This is a genomic window from Bacillus sp. PPSBB_2 (assembly GCF_045291115.1).
GTDB classification, from domain to species: Bacteria; Bacillota; Bacilli; order Bacillales; family Bacillaceae_G; genus Bacillus_A; species Bacillus_A cereus.
Window position 1 is genome coordinate 4,839,380 of the sequence record NZ_CP147983.1, and the last position, 24,290, is coordinate 4,863,669.

Sequence of the window (24,290 nt, forward strand, 5' to 3'; positions counted from 1 at the left end):
CACTTCCTTATTTTGCGTCGTACCAAGTTGGACCGTAAGAATAATCAACTTTCAGCGGAACTGCAAGTTCAATCGCATGTTCCATTACTTCAGGTACAAGCTGCTCTAATTTTTCGATTTCTTCTTTTGGTGCTTCAAATATTAATTCATCGTGTACTTGCAGAAGAAGACGCGCTTGTAATCCTTCTTCTTCTAAACGATCTGCCATAATAATCATCGCTTTTTTAATAATATCTGCTGCAGTACCTTGAATTGGTGTATTCATCGCTGTACGCTCAGCGAAGCTACGCAAGTTAAAATTACGACTCGTAATTTCTGGAATATAACGGCGACGATTTAATAATGTAGCTACATATCCTTTTTGTTTCGCATTTTTTACGATGTCCTCCATGTATTCTTGTACACCAGGGAAACTTTCTAAATACTTTTCAATAAATTCCGCTGCTGCTTTTCTTGTAATTCCTAAGTTTTGTGAAAGACCATAATCACTAATACCATACACAATTCCGAAGTTAACAGCTTTCGCTTGTCGTCTCATATTTGAAGTTACTTCATCTTTTTCAACGCCAAATACATCCATAGCTGTTTTCGTATGAATATCCATGTCATGTTGGAACGCTTCAACTAGCCCTTTATCATTTGCAATATGAGCTAATACACGCAGTTCGATTTGTGAATAATCAGCCGCATACATAATCCATCCTTCTTGTGATGGAACAAATGCCTGACGAATCTTTCTTCCTTCTTCTAATCGAATCGGGATATTTTGCAAGTTCGGATCCGTTGAACTTAATCGACCTGTTTGCGTTAACACTTGATTAAAGCGAGTATGAATTTTAGATGAATCTTCATGTACAACTTTCAGTAAACCTTCAATGTAAGTTGAATTTAGCTTCCCTAATTGACGATAATGTAAAATATTTGGAATAATTTCATGGTGATTCATAAGCTTATCTAGTACATCAGCTGACGTAGAATAACCTGTTTTCGTCTTTTTAATAACCGGTAAGTTTAAGTTCTCAAACAGAATAACACCAAGCTGCTTCGGTGAATTAATATTAAATTCTGTTCCCGCAAGCTTATAAATTTCCTGTTCCATTTCCTTTAATCTACCCGCAAGTTCTTCTCCCATATTACGAAGACGCTCTGTATCAACTTTTACACCCTTTACTTCCATATCAGCTAATACACGTGCAAGCGGCAATTCTAACTCTGTAAACAGTTCATATTGCTCATTCTTCTTTAACTCTTCAACGAATGTTTGCTTTACATCATATAATACATGCACTTTACGAGCCACATGCTCCGCGACTACCTTTAACTCTGGAACAGCACGCTTCGCACCTTTTCCGTAAACTTCTTCATCTGATTTCACAGCATGCGTTTCTTTCATTTTCGCTACAGTACGGAAATCTTTATCTGTATCAGCCGGGTCAAGTAAATAAGCAGCGATTAATAGATCAAAGTCAATCCCTTGCATATCTATCCCATTCCACTTCAGTGCAACAATTGCACGCTTCGCATCAAATGTATGCTTTCTCATCTCTCCATCTGCAAGCCACTCTTTAAAAGCATCTGACTTAAGAGCAATGTCTGTCTGAATAAAGTAACATCCATTTTCATTTTGAATACCGAAACCTTGAATGTCTGCTTTATGATAGTTATCTTCTTGTACTTCAACGATAAGCGCACTATCTTGCTGAAGCATTTCTTCTGTAACTTCTTCCACAATATCAAATGTAATATCATCTAATTCAGCTGGAGCTGTTTCTTCTGGCGTAACGCCTAATTTATTTAAAAGAGATGTAAATCCTAAACTCTCGAACATTGGAATGACATCACTTGCTTCATATCCTTTATACGCCATATCATCCACATGAACTGTAATCGGCGCATCTGTAATAATAGTTGCAAGATCCTTACTCATAAGAGCTTGTTCTTTATTTTCTTCCAGTTTTTCTTTTAATTTCTTCCCACTTACTTGATCTAGATTTTCATACACTTCTTCAACCGTTCCAAACTGTGTTAACAATTTAATCGCCGTTTTTTCACCAACTCCTGGTACACCCGGAATATTATCTGATTGGTCTCCCATTAAACCTTTCATATCGATAATTTGCTTTGGTGATAAGCTGTATTTTTCAAATAAAGCTTCTTTCGTATATTCATCCACTTCTGTAATCCCTTTTCGCGGAATACATACAAGCGTGTTATCAGAAACAAGTTGAAGTAAATCTTTATCTCCTGAAATAACTTTTACACTCGCCCCTTGCTCACTCGCTTCTTTCGCTAACGTTCCCATGATGTCATCCGCTTCATAATTTTCTAATTCATAACGCGGTACATTGAACGCATCCAGCATCTCACGAATAAACGGGAACTGCTCTGATAATTCAGGTGGAGTCTTTTGACGTCCTCCTTTATACTCACTATACGTTTTATGACGGAACGTTGTTTTGCCTGCATCAAACGCCACTAACATATGAGTTGGCTTTTCTTCCTCTAATATTCTCATTAACATCATTGTAAAACCGTAAATTGCGTTCGTATGTATACCTTTGTCGTTATTTAAAAGCGGTAGTGCAAAGAAAGCACGATACGCGATATTATTACCATCTACTAATACGACCTTTTTTTCCAAAATTGAAACCTCCCCATACAAATTTGAAATGATTTTTTTCACAGAAAAAAACCGTTCCTTTCCTCTCTCTATATTAACATGACTAATAGAGAGAAGAAAAATAACGGCTATTTTCTTTCATATATAAAACAGACTTATATTGGCATAAAGGGAAGTGACGAGAACAGCTTAACTATTCTCGTCCAAAATTACTCCTTGGATGAAGGGGTTTTCATGTATTATATTAACAGAGCTTTATTAATATTTAATTAAGCCATTGTTAATATATTGTAAACATCCTTCATCCTATTTTTCAGTTGCTGATTTCGGTAAAACAACTGTAAACGTTGTCCCTTCTCCAACTTCACTATCTACTGTAATCGTACCTTGATGCGCCTCAACTAAATGCTTTACGATCGACAATCCAAGGCCGGTACCACCAGTATTTCTACTTCTTGCTTTATCCACCCGGTAGAAACGTTCAAAAATACGCGGAATTTCCTCTTTACTAATACCAATTCCAGTATCCGATACTTTTATATAAGCATTATATTTATCTTCCGCTAACTCTACTGAAACAACGCCTCCAGCCGGTGTATATACGATTGCGTTATTAATTAAATTAATAAAGATTTGTTTCAAACGACTTGGATCTCCAATAACAGAGGCACGTTTTAATACATTAACTTGTAAAGAGATTTCTTTTTCTCCTGCTTTATTATCAAGTACCATATGAATATCTTCAAGCAGCCCCTTCATATCAACGGTTCCCATATTTAATTTAAATCCTTGTTGTTCGATCTTCGACAAATCTAATAAATCTTCAATTAATCCTTGCATGCGCTCACTTTCTTTTAAAATAATGTGCAAGAAATGTTCGCAGAATTTTTTATTATCCATCGCTCCGTCTAAGAGTGTTTCTGAAAAACCTTTAATAGAAGTAATCGGTGTCTTTAATTCATGAGAAACATTCGCTAAAAAGTCTTTTCTCATTTGTTCTAATTTCTTTAACTCTGTTATGTCATGGAATACGAGAACAATCCCTTTCCATTCATGGTTTGTCCCGATAATCGGCGCTCCATATACTTCGAAATGCTTCCGTTCAATTCCAAGTGGCAATAACATTTGTTTACGCACTTTCACTTCTGTCATAAAGATTTCTTCTACAAGCTCAATAATTTCTGTATGATGAAACGATTCATAATATAAGCGATCTAAATATTCTTCATCTGTTACGTGGAAAGTTTCCTTATAAGAGCGGTTTACAAGGTTTATATATCCTCGGCTATCAATTAAAATCATTCCGCTTCCCATATTTTCAATTAACGTATGCAGACGATCTTGCTGCATTTCTTGTTCAAGTGTCATCTCTTGTAAATTTCGAGCTAAAATATTAATCGCTTTACTCAGCATCCCTGTTTCATCCGAATGACTTTCGTATGCACGTGCTTTATAATTGCCCTTTGCCAATTCAATTGCAACTTTCGTAACCGATTCAATTGGCCTAATATATTGCCCTGTAATTTTCATACCTAAAAATACAACTACGAGACAAGCAATGACAAATCCGATAATTAATAATCCCCACGTTTTTTGATGTACGTCTCTTAAAGGATCAATTATACTTTTCACCAAAATGTATCCTTGTTTTCCTTCTACATCTTGAACGAACACCGCATGATAAAATTCATTCTTTCGATCCGTTTCTTTCGTAATCACTTTACTTCGTTGTTTTGCCACTTCCGAAGAAAGTTCTTTAATCGTCTCTGGACTAAATGCCAATTCTTGTCCTTTTCTATATTGAACTTTCTTTTTTTCATCCAAAAATACGATAGAAGCTGGTATTTTTTCTTCTAACTTTTCAAATACGTATGGGTTTTTTAAGACATTATCAAAACCTTGCTCTTCTGCTAACGTCGCAACATACTCTGTCTCTTTTACCATTCTCTCTTTAGCATGATCTATATAGTAGTTTTCAAACACAGTTTCTAGTAATAAACCTAGTCCAACTAAAATAAATACAATAAGAGAAACAAATGTAAAAAGAAGCCTGGAACGAAATTTATTCATTCCCTTTTGGCTCCTCTAATTTATATCCTAAACCACGTATCGTTTTAATGTACGTCGGTTTTTTCGTATTTTGTTCAATTTTATCGCGCAAATGGCTAATATGAACATCAACAATTCGTGTATCACCAGCAAAATCGTAATTCCATACAGCACTTAGTAATTGATCACGTGTCAACACGCGACTTTTATTTTTCGCAAGATACACAAGTAGTTCAAATTCTTTTGGTGTTAATTCAAGCTTTCTTCCTTGGAAATAAGCCTCATAAAACTCCGGTAAAATTTTAAGTTCTGCAATTGTGATGCTATCTTCATCTGGCGCTTCTGCAACTTGTTCTTCTTGTTGTAATTTCGTACGGCGCAAAATCACCTTCACACGAGCAACAACTTCTCTTGGACTAAATGGCTTTGTCATATAATCATCTGCCCCAAGTTCAAGGCCTAGCACCTTATCAAACTCATCATCTTTTGCCGTTAACATTAAAATCGGCGTCATAACGCGCTGCAATCGTAATTCTTTACACACTTCCATACCATCCATTTTCGGAAGCATTAAATCTAATATAATTAAATCTGGGCGTTCTGTTGTCGCTTTTTGAAGCGCCATTTCTCCATCCATCGCTGTTATAACTTCAAACCCAGCTTGTTGTAAATTAAATTCGATTAAAGTTAAGATAAATTCCTCATCATCAACTACTAAAATACGATTGTTCATTCTTTTCCTCCAAGTTATAGACTTGAAACCTTCTTCATCCTAGTATTTTCCCCGTTATTCTCATCATACTAGAAAACAAGGTCCCTCTCAATATAATTGTCTATTCATGGAGATCGTTTGTGTAGAATTGAGAAAATAGAAGTAATTACGATTCATCTGCAACTACACAGGATTTTGCCAAACTTTATAGATTGCCCTCTCTTCTTTAAAGCTCACTTCCGTATGAACTATAAAATCTTGATTTTGTGCTAGGAAAAACGAAAGAGCATACGCTATTTTATAATCTGGTGTTTCATATCCATCAAATACTCTCCCGTACATTTCATTCGCAACCCCGTCTGCCCACACTTCAGCTTCTCTTACCGTTTCAAAGATCACGTCTTCTCTTTTCCACCTTACCTAAAAAACCACTCCTTTAATTGACTTCAATTACCGATAATTATATCATTAATCTTAATATATAAATTAATAATATACGGAGGTCTATTATGCGACTAATACTATCCATTCTATCTTTAGCAGTCACATGTATCCTTGCTTTTAACGCTCCGAGCTGGGATACGATTAAAACGGGGTGCTCAGAATTTGCTGAAGGGTTCAAAGAAGGGTTCTTCAACTAAAAATAGCGCTAGCATCCTTATGAAAGGTATGCTAGCGCTATTCATATTTTCATCTTTTTAAAAATTATCTAATGCTTTTTCCATAATAGAAACTGATTTAAAAGGTGGCGTTACTGTTAATGAACCTTTCACAACAGTTTCTCCTTTTTCATCATGAGCAGATACAAGCATATCAATTGTATGTTCCTCCTCAGAAACAGCCACAACTTCAAAGTGGATTTGTAACGTTTCATAATGGTGAACATGTTTCACGAATGTAAGGTCCTTTCTCGTAATATGACTTCCTGGACCCGGTAAATATTTCGTAACCGCCGTTGTAATCATTCCCGTTAGCATAATGCTTGGTACAATCGGCTTTTCATACGGAGTTTGGGATGCGTAATCATGCTGAATATATAATGGATTGGCATCATTCGTTAACCCTAAGTACAATAACAAATCTTTATCCTCAATTTTTTCAGTGATAGATAATTTCTCTCCTACTGTAATTTCATCCATTTTACGACCAATTTGAACTTTTTTCTTTAACATGTTACAACCCCCTCCGATTTTTTCACCTTATTATCCTACTAAAAGCGATACCTTATCCGAAATTTACTATGATGAGGGCAATGTATAGTATAAATCTACAGTTTCATTATAGGATATTACAAATGATAGCGTTTTCATATTATTTCAAAAAAACAATTCGGTAAATAGTAGAAAAAGATTCGGAATCCCGAATCTTTTTCACTACTATTCAATTATTAAACAAGAACTTTCATTACATTACGTACAGATTCTACAGAGCGATCTAACGCTTCTTTTTCATCTGCAAGAAGTTCTAATTCAATAATTTTTTCAATTCCGTTACCACCTAGAATTACTGGTACCCCTAAGTAAAGGTCACTATAACCATACTCACCTTCAAGGTACGCAATAGCTGGTAATATACGGCGTTGATCTTTTAAGATTGCTTCTGTCATTTCAACTAAAGAAGCTGCTGGTGCGTAATATGCACTACCGTTTCCTAATAAGCCTACAATCTCACCGCCACCTTTACGTGTACGTTCTACGATTGCTTCTAAACGCTCTTTCGGAATTAACGTTTCTAACGGAATACCGCCTGCATAAGAATAACGCACAAGAGGTACCATGTCGTCACCATGTCCGCCAAGAACAAATCCTGTAATGTCTTTTACAGAAAGATTTAATTCTTGTGCGATGAATGTACGGAAACGAGCTGTATCTAATACACCCGATTGGCCGATTACACGCTCTTTCGGGAATCCCGCTTCTTTAAATACAGAATATGTCATTGCATCAACTGGATTTGTTAACACAACAATAATTGCATTTGGTGAATGTTTTGCAATGTCGCGCGTAATACTTTTCATAATTTTAGAGTTTGTTGCTACTAAGTCATCACGGCTCATACCAGGCTTACGTGCAATACCTGCTGTAATAACGACAACGTCAGAATCAGCAGTATCTGCGTAATCCGATGTTCCAATAATGTTAGCATCAAAACCTTGTACTGGGCTCGCTTCTAACATATCTAACGCTTTCCCTTTTGTTGGATTTTCCAGTTGTGGAATGTCCACTAATACAACATCTGCAAGTTCTTTTTGTGCTAATAAGAATGCCGTTGTTGCTCCTGTAAATCCTGCACCGATGACTGAAACCTTCTTGCGTTTGATTGTCATAATTTACCCCCCGCTTTAATTATGCGTTTTTGATTATCGCTACATCCATGTTTTTAATAAGTTCATTAGCGAACTCAGAACATTTCACTTCTGTTGCACCTTCCATTAAGCGTGCGAAATCATAAGTTACTACTTTTGAAGCAATTGTTTTCTCAACAGAAGCAGTTACTAATTTCGCAGCTTCGTTCCATCCTAAGTGTTCTAATAATAATACACCTGAAAGAAGAACAGAAGATGGGTTTACTTTATCTAAACCTGCATATTTTGGAGCTGTACCGTGTGTAGCTTCAAAGATAGCATGTCCAGTCACATAGTTAATGTTTGCACCAGGTGCAATACCAATTCCACCTACTTGTGCAGCAAGTGCATCAGAGATATAGTCACCATTTAAGTTCATTGTTGCAACAACATCGAACTCACGTGGACGAGTTAAAATTTGTTGTAAGAAGATGTCTGCAATAGAATCTTTTACGATGATTTTTCCAGCCACTTCAGCGTCTGCCATCGCTTTATTCGCTGCATCTTTACCATCTTTTTCAACAATGCGATCATATTCAGCCCAAGTAAATACTTTGTCGCCGAATTCTTGTTCCGCTACTTCGTAACCCCAGTTTTTGAAAGCACCTTCTGTAAATTTCATAATGTTTCCTTTATGAACTAATGTAACAGAAGAACGTTTTTCGTTAATTGCATATTGAATTGCAGCACGAACAAGACGCTTTGTCCCTTCTTCTGAAATTGGCTTAATACCAATACCAGATGTTTCTGGGAAGCGGATTTTATTAACACCCATTGCTTCTTTTAAGAAAGCAAGAACTTTTTCTGCTTCTGGAGATCCTTGCGCATATTCAATTCCAGCATAAATGTCTTCTGTATTTTCACGGAAAATAACCATATCAGTATCTTCCGGACGTTTTACAGGTGAAGGAACACCTTCAAAATAACGAACTGGACGTAGACATACATATAAATCTAATTCTTGACGAAGTGCTACGTTTAGAGAACGAATACCACCGCCAACTGGAGTTGTAAGTGGACCTTTAATCGCGATTAAATATTCACGAATTAAGTTTAAAGTTTCTTCTGGTAACCACTCGCCTGTTTGGTTGAATGCTTTTTCCCCTGCAAGCACTTCTTTCCAAACGATTTTCTTCTCACCATCATAAGCTTTTTCAACTGCTGCTTCTAGTACGCGAGATGCAGCTGCCCAAATATCAGGACCAATTCCATCTCCCTCGATAAACGGAATAATCGGATTGTTTGGTACATTCATAACACCATTAGTTACAGTAATTTTTTCACCTGTCGTCAATGTGATAACCCCCATGTTTGAAATTTCATATGTATGAAACTGAGGGAATAACCCCTCAGTTCAAACCGTTAGTCAAATTAAAATATTCTAATCATTACATCTTTCCGAAAAAATCAGACTTTTGAAAGCGTATTTTCACTATCAAAATAGTGTTATTCGCTTATCGTTGTGCAATTGGAACATACACTTGATGCGTTGGTCCATTATAATCAGCACGCGGACGAATTAAACGGTTGTTTTCATATTGTTCTAGAATATGAGCTAACCAGCCTGACATACGGCTAATTGCAAAAATAGGTGTAAATAAGTCATGGTCAATTCCTAAACAATGGTATACAGAAGCTGAATAGAAATCAACATTTGGTGGAAGACCTTTTTCTTTTGTTACAATGTCTTCAATTTTGATAGACATATTATACCATTTCTCTTCTCCTAAAAGCACGCATAATCTCTTAGACATTTCACGTAAGTGTTTTGCACGTGGATCACCCTGCTCATACACACGGTGGCCAAAGCCCATGATTTTCACTTTATTTTGAAGAGCATTATGAATATATGACTCTACATTTTCTTCTTCACCAATCTCAGTTAACATCTTCATTACATTCTCATTTGCCCCACCGTGAAGAGGACCTTTTAATGCACCGATTGCTGCTGTAATACCAGAATATACATCTGAAAGTGTAGCTACGCAAACACGTGCAGTAAATGTAGAAGCGTTTAACTCATGATCTGCATGAAGTACAAGCGCCTTATCAAAAGCTTCAATTTCAACTTCATTTGGCTCGCGATCATTTAACATGTACAAGAAGTTTGCAGCTAATGATAAATCCTTTCTTGGCTCAACAATATCTAAACCTTTACGGATTCTCGCGTAAGCAGCAACTAAAGTTCCCACTTGAGCCTGTAATTTAACCGCTTTCAAATAATTGGACTTTTCATCCATAATTTCAGCGCTCTCATCGTATAATGATAGCATGGAAATTGCAGTTCGTAAAACAGACATCGGATGTGCAATTTTTAAATCTACTTGTTTCAAATATGTTAAAATCTCACCTGGAACTTTATAGTATTCAGATACAATTTCATTAAATTCCGCTAGTTCTTTTTCATTAGGAAGCTTGCGGTGCCATAATAAGTACACTACTTCTTCAAACGTAGCATTCTCAGCTAAATCATCAATATTATACCCAACATAAGTTAATGTATCATCAATAATAGAGCTCACAGATGATGTTGTTGCTACTACCCCTTCTAAACCTCGAATAACAGTCATGACATTCTCTCCTTTTCCTGAAAATTCTCCCAACCTTGCTCCTTATATCTATTTGCTCCCCTTATGAATTATGAACGCCCGTTCACTCTTTAGGCAAGCAAAATGCACGATCATGCAAATTTGTTGCGGTGTTCCCCTCTTATTGTCCATTGTTTACATGGAAAGCATGAGCGTGAATGTCTCCCCGAATCCTCACGCTCAAAACAACAAGTTAGTGAGGAAAATAAATTCCGAAGAGTTTTATGTTGTTTTTATTTTATCTGGTGTAAAGTCTCTGCTGTTATGTAACTTTTCAAAGTTTCTAATCCTATTATAAACAATTATCTGACTTTTGTGAACAGAAAGAATTCAAAAATTTTATATTACTATAAAATTCCTCATTTAAACATTTGTATAATACTCATAACCGCATAGGCAATTCCAGCCCCAATTAACGGACCAACAGCAACCCCATTAAATAACGCAACCGCTATAATTGTCCCAAAAACAAGCGCAGTTGTAATATGAGGATCCGTTGTCAACAATTGTACGCCGCCTTTCGCTAACAAAGCGACCGCTACACCTGAAGCTAAAGCAATCCACGCATAATACGATTTCGCCGCTTCTCCAAGTTGTTTAAAACCTATTTCCCCCGTCGCAATCGGTACGAGCACCGCTATTGTAATGACCGTTACACCTAGGTTAATTCCTTTCGTTTGTAAATAAGGAAAGACCTTATCTCCTAAAAACGTAAACTTCAATAGAAATAACACACCAATAGCTACAGTAAGCGATTGGTTTTTAGCAATAAGTCCTATAATAAGTAGTATGAATAAAAATAACGTTGACTGACTAATCATGTTTGCACTTCCTTTCTGAAAATAATGAACTCATTTCCAAACAAAAATACCTTTAAACCTATCGTTATACATGCTATATCGATGCCTATTCAACATGAATCACTTCATTTTTTATGTATTTTAAAATGAAAAACTGAGACTTTCACCATCAAAATTTAAGCATGTATACATTTTAAAAAACGGGCGTCTCTTCTTTCTTTTCTAATTAGAAACAGGTAAAATAAAAAGAAGAGAAAATGAAGTTTTTACCATATAGTAGAAGCATCAACACCAAGCTTTCACAGTCACTCACATACTGAAAAAGCAAGAAAAATCCATCATTCCACTATAACATAAAGTGAAACTTTAATCAGTGGGGCATTTTCCACTGATTATTAGTTGAACCAATCGGGCTTTTACGGGCAGTTTATCTCCATCTAACTCCTTTGATCCAGCCGCACTTCGGGTAGGAGATTTACTGCCCGTTAATGCGGGGTAAAGTGAAACTTTAATCAGTGGGGCACACTCGTTATAAGTTGAACGAATTAGGATAATCCAAATTGGAATGGGAGGTATACATCTTTGAACCGAAACTTACTATATATGATATTGCGACTCATATTTGTCATTGTAGCAACGGTAGCTGGGTTCTATGTATTACTATACATGTCAGGGCTTATCTATCCTTTTATTATCGCTTTTGCATTTGCTTATTTGATTAATCCTGTCGTCAATTTCCTTAATCAAAAACTACAATTTCCTCGCGCACTAGCAGTACTCGTTAGCTTAATTCTCGTATTTGGAGCTATCGTTGGACTTGTTACATATCTTGTGACTGAAGCAATATCTGCCACAACATACTTACTACAACTTGTTACAGTAAAGTTTCCAGATATCGTTACATTCGCTCAGCAATTTGCACTTAATCATATTATGCCTCTCTACGATGATTTAATCTCTAAATTTAATCATCTTGGAGAACCACAGCGCTATACAATTACACAAAACATTCAAAACTTAGGAACAGAGGCAACAACACAAATGAAAGAACTTTTAACCGCCATTATAAGCGGGTTAACGAATTTCATTAGTGCACTGCCAACAACTTTAACTGTCCTTGTATTCATTTTATTAGCCACTTTCTTCATTAGTTACGATTGGCACCGTCTTGCTCAAAAAGCAAGAAAATTACTACCAAATCGTGTACATGGCTACGGAAAAACTATTTTTGTCGACTTAAAAAAAGCTTTATTCGGTTTTGTGAAAGCACAACTTACACTCGTATCTATGACAACTGTTATTGTACTGATCGGACTTTTAATATTACGCGTACCATACGCCATTACTATCGCGATTATTACAGGAGTTGTAGATTTACTACCATATTTAGGAACAGGCGCAGTCTTTGTTCCATGGGTTATATACGTATTTTTCACTGGCGATACCGCATTCGCCATTGGTCTTCTCATTTTATACATCGTCGTGATTGTCCAAAGACAAATTATGGAGCCGAAAGTACTTTCATCTAACATCGGTCTCGATCCATTAGCAACACTCGTCGCTCTATTTGTCGGCTTTAAACTTTTTGGGTTTTTAGGATTAATCATCGGTCCAGTCACCTTAGTACTACTCAATACATTACACAAAGCTAATGTCTTCCATGACTTGTGGAAATATATTAAAGGTTCACCTTCAAAATAACAGTTTCTAATTCATACACAACAAAAAACTTACATGTAATCAGTGGGAAATTCCTACTGATTATTCCTTGTACTTATTTTTCATGCTCATTACATAAAACAAGAGAATTGCACTCAAAAAAGATAATTCTCTTGTTTTTTTGCATGAAAAACGCATATTCCGTGGTGTTTTTACATATTTATTCTATTTATTTTATAATTATCATTTACATTTATTACTTTTTATGTAAATGAATAAATATACAAAACAGCATGAAATAAGACTTCAACTAACAATCTCCGCCTTTTTATATGAATTTTTTACACCAATCGTTCCTCTATATAAGAAAGCAAAACTTTAATTTAGCAGTGTTTCCCTCCATCTTATTCATCTAAATTAATAGCACTAAAAAATCACAAGTTTAATCGAAGTACACACAAGAGTTCAAACGAAAATTATATAGCAAATATAATAAGCGAACGTTTTGTTCATCCCCACTCATCATTCGCCCCACATCAAACACTTACGAGCATCCCAGCTTTGAGATAGAAATTCCCCACCCCCAAATAACGCGGTAAAGCAAAGCTTCAATCAGAAAGTTCCTCCCCTCTTACAAGACAAAAAAATAGCACTTAGATCGTTATAATCTAAGCGCTACTTCTGAATGATAATAGTAGAGTTCTTTCTAAACTTCCATTCCATCCACTTCATAACAAGCGGCTTCAATAAAGCTCTCGTAATAGGGATCACGCAGATAAACCCTAGCACATCTGTCACATAACCAGGAAGCACTAAGAGAATACCTCCTACAAATACAAAAATACCATCTAGTACTGCCTCACCTGGCATTTCCCCTCTATTCAACTTAGATTGAATCTCTCCAAGCACTTTAAATCCTTGTCTTTTCGCCAAATACACACCTACTACACCTGTAAATACAATCATAGCGAACGTAGACCATAAACCTATTACATGACTTGATCCGATTAAGACCGTAATCTCAATCGCCGGTATTAAAATAAACAAGAATAGTAACCACTTCATAGTTCTACACCTCTCTCACAACTCACTTTTAACACCCTCACAACGCCTATATACATCATATGAAATATAATACCCTTTCATATTAAAACCCATAACAAACAGCTTTTAAAAGCAATTCTAGGCGTTTTAAGCTAATTCTATCTCGTTTTTGTGTAAAAAAAAAGAGAAGGACTCCGATCCTTCTCTCCGTATTACTTATAGCACTTCCGCATGTCCATTATAAACAATTCCGCGTGCTGCATCAACTGTTACTTCTTGGCCATTTTTTAAAGTTGCTGTTACACCGTTTACACCAACGATAACAGGAATACCGATTGATACGCCCACAACAGCAGCATGGCTTGTTAAGCCACCTTCTTCTACAACTAAAGCAGCAGCTTTTTCGATTGCAGGAATCATATCTTTATCAGTGCTTGTTGTAACAAGAATATCACCTTCGTTTACGTTCGCTACAGCTTCAGCAGCTGTTTTTGCTACAACTACTTTACCTTTTGCAGCTTTACGACCGATTCCTTGTCCTTTAGCAACTTCTTCACCAACAACGTGGATTTTCATTAAGTTTGTTGTACCAGTTTCAGCAACTGGAACACCAGCAGTAATTACTACAGTATCTCCAAGGCCGATTAGACCTGCATCCATACCTGTTTGAATTGCTGTATCTAACATTTCATCAGTTGAAGCTGCGCGCTTCTCAGCCATAAATGCTTGTACACCCCAAACAAGTGCAAGACGACGTCCTACTTGCTCGTCAGATGTTACAGCTACGATTGGAGATTTTGGACGGTATTTAGAGATCATTTTCGCAGTATGTCCACTTTCTGTTGGAGCTACGATTGCAGCTACATCAAGAGCAAGTGCTGTATGCGCAACAGATTGGCTAATTGCATCTGTAATTGTTGGAGTGAACTCTTTAATACGTTTTTTGAACATATCTTCGTATTGTAATGATTTTTCAACACGTACTGCAATGTTAGCCATCATTGTTACTGCTTCTACCGGATATTGACCAGCAGCTGTTTCACCTGAAAGCATGATTGCATCTGTACCATCGAAGATTGCGTTAGCTACGTCACTTGCTTCCGCACGAGTTGGACGTGGGTTACGTTGCATAGAGTCTAACATTTGTGTCGCAGTAATAACTGGTTTACCTAACACGTTACATTTTTTGATTAGACGTTTTTGTACTAATGGTACTTCTTCTGGTGGAATTTCTACACCCATATCACCACGAGCTACCATTAAACCGTCAGAAACTTCTAAGATTGAATCGATGTTGTCGATACCTTCTTGGTTTTCGATTTTCGGTACGATTTGGATGTATTGAGCGCCATGCTCTTCTAATAATTCACGGATTTCTAATACGTCAGACGCTTTACGTACGAATGAAGCTGCGATGAAATCAACTTTTTGCTCGATACCGAAGATGATATCTTTTACGTCTTTTTCAGTGATACCAGGAAGCTTAATGCTTACGTTTGGTACGTTAACACCTTTTTTATTTTTTACAGTTCCACTGTTAAGAACTTTTGTACGGATGTTTCCATCAGCTTTTTCGATTACTTCTAGTTCGATAAGACCGTCATCGATTAGAATGCGAGAACCTGGGTCTACATCGTCATAAAGACCAGCATAAGATACAGAGAACTTCTCTGCAGTACCTAATACTTGCTCAGTAGAAAGAACTACTTCTGCACCTGTTACAAGCTCAGCTTGTCCGTCTACGAAGTCGTGAGTACGGATTTCTGGACCTTTTGTATCAAGTAAGATACCAACTGTTTTACCAGTTTTCTTTGAAGCTTCACGAATGTTTTTAATACGAGCTCCGTGCTCTTCATGGCTACCATGAGAGAAGTTTAAACGAGCAACGTTCATACCTGCTTCAATTAATTGCTCTAATTTTTCAATACTTTCACTAGCAGGACCTATTGTACATACAATTTTAGTTTTACGCATATTGCACCTCCGAAAATTATGAAACCGTTCCCAAATATCCGACATTACGCCGATTAGATGGATAATTCTTTAGATAATTGATACATATCTTTATCGATTGTATGCTTTTGAGCTAACGCTTCGATAATATCATGATCAACAAGTTTGTTATCTTGAATACCTACACAACGTCCACCTCTACCAGCAATTAATAATTCAACTGCTCTTGCGCCAAGACGACTTGCTAATACACGGTCTTGTGCACTTGGTGATCCGCCACGTTGTACGTGACCTAATACAGTTACACGAGTATCAAAGTTTGTTGCTTCTTCAATGTGCTTACCGATGTCAATTGCACTTCCAACACCTTCAGCTATAACGATAATACTGTGTTTTTTACCACGTTCACTACCGCGCTTCAGACGAGCGATAACATCATCCATGTCATACTCTTCTTCTGGAATTAAGATTGTTTCTGCACCATCAGCTAAACCAGCCCATAATGCGATATCACCAGCGTGACGTCCCATTACTTCGATAACATATGTACGTTCATGAGATGTAGCTGTGTCACGGATTTTATCAATTGCATCAATAACAGTGTTTAAAGCTGTATCGAAACCAATTGTGAAGTCTGTTCCAGGGATATCATTGTCGATTGTACCTGGTACACCAACACATGGGAATCCTTGTTCAGTTAATTTTTTAGCGCCTTGGTAAGAACCATCTCCACCAATAACAACAAGTCCTTCGATACCATGTTTCTTTAATTGCTCGATACCTTTTAGTCGTACTTCCGGGTCTTTAAACTCAGGACATCTTGCTGTATATAATTTCGTACCACCGCGGTGGATAATATCGCCAACAGAACCAAGTTCTAATTTTTCAATGTGACCAGAAATTAATCCAGCGTATCCATGGTAAATACCATATACTTCAATATCATGGAAAATCGCTTTACGAACAACTGCACGAATGGCAGCATTCATACCAGGTGAATCTCCACCACTTGTTAATACACCAATACGTTTCATTTGTACTCACCTCATAAAGATTATTTGCCTTATAATAAAATAACACGAAAAAATATAAAAACACAATGGAGAAGATGTGTCTTTTCATAATAAAAACGTGCATTCGCGAAGAGGAACGCACGCTTTTCTTATTTTATCCCAATGGAAGCGTTTGAAAACGAAACTTGCCCAATTTTCATATATTTTTCATAACGTTTTTCGATTAATTCATCTTTCGAAATTCCGTTTAATTGTTCAAAAGTTTTTCTAATCATTAAGTCTATATTTTCTGACTGTTTTAAAAGATTACGGTGAGCTCCACCTTTTGCCTCTGGAATAATTTCATCAATTACACCTAATTCTTTCAAATCTGCTGCTGTAATTTTCATTGCTTCTGCAGCTTCCTTTGCTTTTCCTGCATCTTTCCAAAGAATTGCCGCTGCACCCTCTGGTGTAATAACAGAATAAGTGGAATTTTCTAGCATATGAATGTAATCTCCTACTCCAAGACCTAGCGCACCACCACTACCGCCTTCACCGATAACGATACAAATAACTGGTACCGTTAAACCTGCCATCTCAAATAGGTTGCGGGCAATAGCTTCACTTTGTCCACGTTCTTCAGCTGCTTTACCAGGATAAGCTCCCTTCGTATCGATGAAACAAATAATAGGACGATTAAACTTTTCCGCTTGTTTCATGAGACGCAGTGCTTTTCGATATCCTTCTGGATGAGGCATTCCAAAGTTACGGCGAATATTTTCTTTCGTATCTTTTCCGCGCTGATGCCCAATTACAGTTACAGGCATCCCTTTATATTTCGCAATGCCGCCGACAATCGCTGCATCATCGCCAAATAGACGGTCTCCATGACATTCGAAAAAATCAGTAAATAAGTGCTCAATATAATCGAGCGTTGTCGGTCGTTCTGCATGACGAGCAATTTGAACACGGTCCCATACTTTCAGATTGCCGTATATATCTTCCTCTAAATTTTCTAGCTTTTCTTCCAAAATACGAATCTCCTCACTGAAGTCCATCTGGCTGTTTTTCGTATAGTCTTTCAGTTCACGAATCTTATTTCTTAGCTCAACAACTGGTTTTTCAAATTCTAGCTCTGCCATACAGCCATTTCCCCTCCTTGATGAACTTCTAAAATCTTGCGAAGCGATTCTCTCATATCATCACGATGCACCACCGCATCTAATTGACCATGATCTAGTAAGAATTCTGCCGTTTGGAAATCTTCTGGTAGTTTCTCACGCACCGTTTGTTCAATTACACGTCTACCAGCAAATCCGATAAGTGCACCTGGTTCTGCAAGATTATAATCACCAAGTGAAGCGAAACTCGCTGAAACCCCGCCCGTCGTTGGGTGAGTCATAACAGAAATAAATAATCCTCCTGCATTACTATGCTTTTTCAAAGCTACGCTTGTTTTTGCCATTTGCATTAAACTTAATATACCTTCTTGCATACGGGCACCACCCGAAGCAGTAAAGATAATAAATGGAACTTGTAAGTCGTACGCCTTTTCAACCGCACGGGCGATTTTTTCTCCTACTACAGAGCCCATGCTCCCCATTCGAAAACGAGAATCCATTACTGCAACAACAACAAGCATGTCATCAATTGTTCCTTCACCAGTTACAACCGCTTCGTTCAATTCAGTCTTCTTACGATCGCTCTCTAGTTTCTCTTCATAACCTGGAAACTCGAGTGGATTTAACGAAACCATTTCTTTGTCATACTCACGGAATGACCCTTCGTCCAATATACTATCAAGACGTTCCCATGCATTCATAGGATGATGATATCCACAATTCACACATACTTTTAAATTTTTTAGAAGTTCTTTCGTATACATGATTTTTTTACATTCCGGACATTTTGTCATAACGCCATCTGGTACATCTTTTCGTACTTGTTCTGAAGGTATTGCAGCGTACTTTTTCTTTTTCACGAATAAATCTCTTAGCACAATTTGACCCCCTTCGTTGAGAGCTAAGGTTAGCGTAAGAAGAAAATGGGGCTAACACCAAAGTTTGATGTTAGCCTTATCTTCTCAATCTGTCTAATAACCTCACTCTTTACGTTTAACTTTAACCGCTACGCGGTAGAATGTTTGTCATAACGTGTCATGGTCATTTCGACAAATTTTATACATTACGAGTGAAACTGTATATTCTCTACTAATTCATCGTAAATTTTTAGTGCATCATTTTCTTGTTTTTCTTCCAAAGTAGCATAAAGCTTTCTATACATATCGATAGAATCTCTTGAAACTTTACAAGAAAGAGTTGCTACGTAATCATTTACGATCATCCAAATGCGATATAGTAAATAATTATCGACTTGTTCAATAAGTGTTTTAAAGAACGTTTGATGAAGCGTTGGGACTGAGCTTTCATTTCCTTCAAGTACTTGGTGTAATCTACTTAGTACTTTAGAAAACGTTTCTTTCGGTAAATTACATACAATTCGAATCATATCTTTCTCAAGTAATCGTTTCGTTTGTAATAAATCACGAATTGTTTTCTCATCTTGCAATAAGAACGGAGCAATTAATTGTACAAGACCGTTATCATAAAAGTTTCGAATAAACGTCCCTTCACCACGTCTCGTTTCAATCAATCCTACCAGTTCTAAAGCACGCAATGCTTCTCTTACAGAGGAACGTCCTACGTTTAAGCGTGAACTTAACTCACGCTCAGACGGCAAACGATCCCCCGCCACCAAACCATCCTCTTCCATAATGGAACGGATTTTTTTTACAATTTCGAGATATACTTTTGTATTTGATGATGTCAATGGAAATTCCTCGCTTATTCTTTACCAATCAGCGCTAATTGTTTTGTTTTTTCAGCGATCTCATTTGGATCTACTTGACGGCGAGCTACTCCTGTCTCCATTGCTGCTTTTGCAACGTAAGCCGCTACTTGAGGCGCTACACGCGCGTCAAATGGTGCCGGAATGATATAGTCTGCATTTAACTCATCTTCTGCTACAAGCTCAGCAATAGCCTGTACAGCTGCCATCTTCATTTCTTCGTTAATTTGTGTCGCATGTACGTCAAGTGCACCGCGGAAAATACCAGGGAACGCCAGTACATTATTTACTTGGTTCGGGAAGTCAGAACGACCTGTTCCAACAACAGCTGCGCCCGCTGCTGTTGCCAATTCTGGCATAATTTCTGGAACTGGATTCGCCATTGCAAAAATAATCGCATCGTCATTCATTGTACGAACCATCTCTTCTGTTAATGCACCTTCTGCAGATACACCAATGAATACGTCCGCACCTTGTACAACATCAGCTAAAGAACCTTCTATACGATTCTTATTTGTATATTTTGCAACTTCATCCTTCACCGGATTCATACCTGTAGGACGACCATCATAGATTGCGCCTTTACGGTCACACATAATAATGTCGCGTACACCATAGCGATATAAAAGTTTAATAATTGCAATACCTGCTGCACCTGCGCCATTTGCGACAACTTTAATGTCAGACATTTTCTTTCCAACTAATTTCAGTGCATTTACAAGACCTGCTACTGTTACAATAGCTGTTCCGTGTTGATCATCATGGAAGATAGGAATATTTGTTTCTTTTTTCAAACGCTCTTCAATAATGAAGCAGTTTGGTGCTGCGATATCTTCTAAGTTAACGCCGCCAAAAGTTGGCTCCATTAATTTTACAGTTTCAACAATTTTATCTACATCGTTTGTATTTAAGGCAATTGGGAATGCATCTACACCAGCAAAGCTCTTGAATAATACAGCTTTACCTTCCATTACTGGAAGAGATGCTTCAGGTCCAATGTTACCAAGACCAAGTACAGCTGTTCCATCTGTCACAACTGCTACCATATTTCCCTTCATCGTATATTCATATACCTTACTTTTATCGTCATAAATTTCTTTACAAGGTTCTGCAACCCCTGGAGAATATGCAAGACTTAAATCTTTTGCATTTTCTACTTTTACTTTTGATACAGTTTCTAATTTTCCTTGATGCACTTTATGCATGTGAAGTGCTTCTTCACGAAGTGTTGACAAACTATCCACTCTCCTCAAATTATTCTTGCTGATATCAATTTCTCCAAGTGGTCTGACCACGAACACTACTACTATAATAATCGAAGTGTAGGGAAATTGTCCATTATATTTTCACAACTACATTTTCTTCCCCGACAATTTCACGAAGTGCTCCTAAACATTCTTCACTTGGATGAATCGATAAACTCCGAGATAATTGTACCATTTTATGTTCCTTTTCATAATAAATTAGTACTTTCGCAAAACCTGAATAGTCGAACAATATTTTCGTAACCTGATTTAAAAGCTTTTTCTCATACTGAGACGGCAATTTCACGTAAACAGATGCGTCTTTCTTTTCTTCATAAACATCCATTTCCTCTAGCGGATATAGTCCATTTACAATCCATTGCAGCTTATGATTTCTTAGCTCAATCGTACCGTCAACTAAAACAATTGCTCCTTCTTGCAACTTATCCGAGAAATGTATATACGTTTCCGGGAAGAGGACTGCTTCCATTTCATCATTTTGATCACAGAATGTAATAAATGCCATCTTTTGAAACTTTTTCGTACGAATCACTCTCACACTTGTTATATACACAATAGCTCTTTGTACTTTTTTCTTGTGTCGCATCGCCTGAGCGAGAGATGGAATTTCTAATTCTTTTGCTAACTTCACATATTGCGCTGTCGGATAACTTGATAAATAAAAGCCAAGCGCTTCCTTCTCTTTATTTAGTTGTTCAATAAAAGATAACTCTTCTCCTTGTACATATTTTGATTTTGGAACAGCATCTCCTAAATCACGTGCGAGATTCGCGTACTCTAACGCCCCTTTAATACTTTTCCATAAATTCGTTCTCGAAACACCAAAATCGTCAAAACATCCCGACCAGACGAAAGCTTCTAAATTACGCTCCGTTACGAACTTTGACGGCATACGAAGACAAAATTCAAATAAATCTTCGAACATTTTTTTCTCTCGTTCTTCTAATAATGCCGTCACTGTAGCCATTCCAATATTTCGGATCGAAAGTAAACTGTAACGTATCGCATTCCCTTCTATTTGGAAGTTGTAGCCACTCCTCTGAAGAGACGGTGGCAAAACGTGAAAACCTTTCCGCTTCGTTTCTCGTATATACTGTACAATCTTATCTTCATTTCCAATTGCGCTTGATAATAATGCCGTCATAAATTCCAGCGTATAATTCGCTTTCAAATAGGCAAGCTGATATCCGATCATACTGTAAGCTACAGCGTGACTTCGGTTAAAACCGTAATTCGCAAATCTTACAATTAAATCATAAATTTTCTCTGCGGATGTCTCATCATAACCATTTCGCAAACATCCTTGGACGAAATGCTTACGTTCCTGATCTAAAATATCACGATTTTTTTTACTCACCGCACGGCGCAGTAAATCTGCTTCTCCGAGCGAAAAACCAGCTAACTTCGATGCAATTTGCATAATTTGTTCTTGGTATACAATGACGCCGTATGTTCTTTCTAAAATTGGCTTTAAATCCGGATGTAAATATTCAATTTTTCTTTTTCCATGTTTCGATTCAATAAAAGTCGGTATCTGTTCCATCGGTCCTGGTCTGTATAACGAGTTAACAGCTACGATATCTTCAAACTCATTCGGTTTTAACCCGCGAAGTACATTTCGCATACCACCCGACTCAAGCTGGAATACACCTGTTGTATCCCCTCTCCCTAATAATTGGAACGTCTTTTCATCTTGAAGAGGTAAGTTTCTTATATCGATTTCTTTCCCTGTTTTGTTCGCGATAAATTTTATAATATTTTCAAGTAACGTTAAATTACGTAATCCTAAAAAGTCCATCTTAAGCAAACCAAGTTCTTCTAGCGCATCGGCTGGATATTGCGTAACATAAACATCGTTATGTCCTTCTTGAATTGCTACACTTCCTGTTAGCGGTTCTTGACTCATAATAACACCAGCCGCATGAATAGACGTATGACGTGGTAAACCTTCTACACGTTTTGCGATTTCAAATACACGCTCATGCAGAAGATTCCCTTGTATAAACTCACGAAGTGATTGTGATTCTTCATATGCATCTTTTAACGTTATACCAAGCTTTGATGGGATAAGTTTTGAAAATATATCAATATCTCGCGGCGGAAGCCCCATTACGCGGGCAATGTCTCTAATTGCCGCTTTTGCTGCAAGCGTACCAAACGTTACAATTTGCGCAACACGGAGCTGACCGTATTTATCTTTCACATAGCGAATCATCTCATCACGTCTTACGTCTGGAAAATCAATATCAATATCGGGAAGCGTCACACGTTCAGGATTTAAAAACCTTTCAAATAATAGATCGTATTCAATTGGATCAATATCTGTAATTTCTAATACGTATGAAACGAGTGAACCAGCTGCCGATCCACGACCTGGTCCTGTTAGAATATGATTTTCATGTGCATACTTCATAAAATCCCATACGATGAGGAAATAATTACTAAATCCCATACGAGAAATAACATTTAATTCATGATCCAAACGCTTTATATGCACTTCTTTCGGTTCACCATATCGTTTCCGCAAACCTTCTTCACAAACACGACGCAAATATATATCACTCGTTTCATTAGACGGAACAGGAAATTTCGGAAGTTGATTTACATGGAACGGTATTTCTACTTGGCAACGCTCTGCAATTTTTATTGTATTTTGGATTGCTTCCGGCGCGTGGGAAAATAGTGCTTCCATTTCATCCGATGACTTTAAATAATACTGATCTGTTTTCAGCCTCGGCCTATCTGGATCAGTCATTTTCGTTCCACTTTCAACAGATAGTAAACATTCGTGAACAAGCGCGTCACTTTGATTGATATAGCGCACATCGTTTGTTGCAACGACCGGAATATTAACCCTACTAATAAATTCAGGTAGTTTCTCTTGTAAAAGCAACTCATCTTGAATCGCATGATGCTGCAAACTCATATAAAAATGGCCAAACATATTTTGATACGTGCGAGCTACTTCTTCAGCCTGACTCTCATTGTCTTCTAGTAATAATTGCTCAATTTCGCCATCTTTACCTGGTGAAATTGCAATTAATCCTTTCGCATAATGCGCAAGCCACTTCTTAGGAATACCTTCTTTGGACTTTGTCATAATACTGCTAGAAATCTTTAATAAATTTTGGTAGCCTATTTCATTCTCAGCAAGTAATACAAGCGGATAAGACCTTTCTTCTTCTTCACTAAAAATAGAAGCGGTTAATCCAATAACAGGCTGTATACCATGTTTCTTACATGCTTTATAAAACGGAATAACGCCATACATAACATTTTCATCCGTAATAGCCAGCGATGAAAAACCGAGTTCTTTCGCCCTGACTACAAGCTCATCAATTTTACAAGCACTTTTTAATAAACTAAAAACGGTTTGACATTGTAAATGCACAAACTTCACTGTTGTACCCTCTC

At 37.2% G+C, this 24,290-nt stretch carries 19 protein-coding genes; 2 read left to right on the forward strand and 17 right to left on the reverse strand.

Going from position 1 to position 24,290, the window contains the following annotated elements:
* Window positions 1-7: 7 nt before the first annotated feature.
* From polA to V6946_RS24505, 4 genes are all read right to left on the reverse strand, one after another.
* Complete coding sequence (gene polA, locus V6946_RS24490) at window positions 8-2,641, reverse strand: DNA polymerase I (protein ID WP_366981545.1); 2,634 nt, start codon at window positions 2,639-2,641, stop codon at window positions 8-10.
* 285 nt (window positions 2,642-2,926) lie between these two features.
* A complete protein-coding gene (gene phoR / locus V6946_RS24495; protein WP_001032106.1) occupies window positions 2,927-4,690 on the reverse strand; it encodes a sensory box histidine kinase PhoR in 1,764 nt (587 codons plus the stop codon).
* Window positions 4,683-5,402, reverse strand: a complete 720-nt coding sequence (gene phoP, locus V6946_RS24500) for a two-component system response regulator PhoP (protein ID WP_406622135.1) — start codon at window positions 5,400-5,402, stop codon at window positions 4,683-4,685. The genes phoR and phoP overlap by 8 nt, the downstream gene beginning before the upstream one ends.
* 162 nt (window positions 5,403-5,564) lie before the next feature.
* Window positions 5,565-5,780: a hypothetical protein gene (locus V6946_RS24505; RefSeq protein WP_002041874.1), complete on the reverse strand. Its 216-nt coding sequence runs from the start codon at window positions 5,778-5,780 to the stop codon at window positions 5,565-5,567.
* 110 nt (window positions 5,781-5,890) lie between these two features.
* Between V6946_RS24505 and V6946_RS24510 the strand changes: the two genes are divergently transcribed.
* Complete coding sequence (locus V6946_RS24510; protein WP_001237022.1) at window positions 5,891-6,022, forward strand: hypothetical protein; 132 nt, start codon at window positions 5,891-5,893, stop codon at window positions 6,020-6,022.
* Window positions 6,023-6,079: 57 nt separating this feature from the next.
* Here the strand turns inward: V6946_RS24510 and V6946_RS24515 are convergent, their stop codons facing one another.
* From V6946_RS24515 to V6946_RS24535, 5 genes are all read right to left on the reverse strand, one after another.
* Window positions 6,080-6,553 (reverse strand): MaoC/PaaZ C-terminal domain-containing protein, encoded by a 474-nt coding sequence (locus V6946_RS24515; protein ID WP_000914180.1) that lies wholly within the window; start codon window positions 6,551-6,553, stop codon window positions 6,080-6,082.
* A 215-nt stretch (window positions 6,554-6,768) separates the two neighbouring features.
* Entirely contained in the window at window positions 6,769-7,707 is a 939-nt protein-coding gene (mdh, locus tag V6946_RS24520) for a malate dehydrogenase (RefSeq protein WP_000153230.1), read from the reverse strand.
* A 19-nt stretch (window positions 7,708-7,726) separates the two neighbouring features.
* Window positions 7,727-9,019, reverse strand: coding sequence for an NADP-dependent isocitrate dehydrogenase (gene icd, locus V6946_RS24525; protein ID WP_000206898.1), 1,293 nt, complete (start codon window positions 9,017-9,019; stop codon window positions 7,727-7,729).
* Between the two features lie 160 nt (window positions 9,020-9,179).
* Window positions 9,180-10,328, reverse strand: a complete 1,149-nt coding sequence (citZ, locus tag V6946_RS24530) for a citrate synthase (RefSeq protein ID WP_000503652.1) — start codon at window positions 10,326-10,328, stop codon at window positions 9,180-9,182.
* 344 nt (window positions 10,329-10,672) lie between these two features.
* Window positions 10,673-11,134: a DUF441 domain-containing protein gene (locus V6946_RS24535; protein WP_000625507.1), complete on the reverse strand. Its 462-nt coding sequence runs from the start codon at window positions 11,132-11,134 to the stop codon at window positions 10,673-10,675.
* 561 nt (window positions 11,135-11,695) lie between these two features.
* Here V6946_RS24535 and ytvI point away from each other — a divergent pair.
* A complete protein-coding gene (gene ytvI / locus V6946_RS24540) occupies window positions 11,696-12,814 on the forward strand; it encodes a sporulation integral membrane protein YtvI (protein ID WP_006926492.1) in 1,119 nt (372 codons plus the stop codon).
* 633 nt (window positions 12,815-13,447) lie between these two features.
* On the opposite strand, the gene V6946_RS24545 is transcribed toward ytvI, so the two are convergent.
* From V6946_RS24545 to dnaE, 8 genes are all read right to left on the reverse strand, one after another.
* Window positions 13,448-13,837: an FxsA family protein gene (locus V6946_RS24545; protein WP_000871631.1), complete on the reverse strand. Its 390-nt coding sequence runs from the start codon at window positions 13,835-13,837 to the stop codon at window positions 13,448-13,450.
* A gap of 195 nt (window positions 13,838-14,032) precedes the next feature.
* Window positions 14,033-15,790 carry a pyruvate kinase gene (pyk, locus tag V6946_RS24550; RefSeq protein ID WP_001232667.1) on the reverse strand — a complete coding sequence of 586 codons (1,758 nt, stop codon included), beginning with the start codon at window positions 15,788-15,790 and terminating at the stop codon, window positions 14,033-14,035.
* Window positions 15,791-15,843: 53 nt separating this feature from the next.
* Window positions 15,844-16,803, reverse strand: a complete 960-nt coding sequence (gene pfkA, locus V6946_RS24555) for a 6-phosphofructokinase (RefSeq protein ID WP_366981546.1) — start codon at window positions 16,801-16,803, stop codon at window positions 15,844-15,846.
* Between the two features lie 128 nt (window positions 16,804-16,931).
* On the reverse strand, window positions 16,932-17,906 hold the full coding sequence (accA, locus tag V6946_RS24560) for an acetyl-CoA carboxylase carboxyl transferase subunit alpha (protein WP_000818801.1): 975 nt from the start codon (window positions 17,904-17,906) through the stop codon (window positions 16,932-16,934).
* On the reverse strand, window positions 17,894-18,763 hold the full coding sequence (accD, locus tag V6946_RS24565; protein ID WP_000942856.1) for an acetyl-CoA carboxylase, carboxyltransferase subunit beta: 870 nt from the start codon (window positions 18,761-18,763) through the stop codon (window positions 17,894-17,896). Before accD ends, accA begins: the two co-directional genes overlap by 13 nt.
* 185 nt (window positions 18,764-18,948) lie before the next feature.
* A complete protein-coding gene (locus tag V6946_RS24570; protein WP_000204448.1) occupies window positions 18,949-19,593 on the reverse strand; it encodes a FadR/GntR family transcriptional regulator in 645 nt (214 codons plus the stop codon).
* 14 nt (window positions 19,594-19,607) lie between these two features.
* A complete protein-coding gene (locus tag V6946_RS24575; RefSeq protein ID WP_366981553.1) occupies window positions 19,608-20,816 on the reverse strand; it encodes a malic enzyme-like NAD(P)-binding protein in 1,209 nt (402 codons plus the stop codon).
* Between the two features lie 133 nt (window positions 20,817-20,949).
* Window positions 20,950-24,276 (reverse strand): DNA polymerase III subunit alpha, encoded by a 3,327-nt coding sequence (gene dnaE, locus V6946_RS24580; RefSeq protein ID WP_212125544.1) that lies wholly within the window; start codon window positions 24,274-24,276, stop codon window positions 20,950-20,952.
* Window positions 24,277-24,290: the final 14 nt, after the last annotated feature.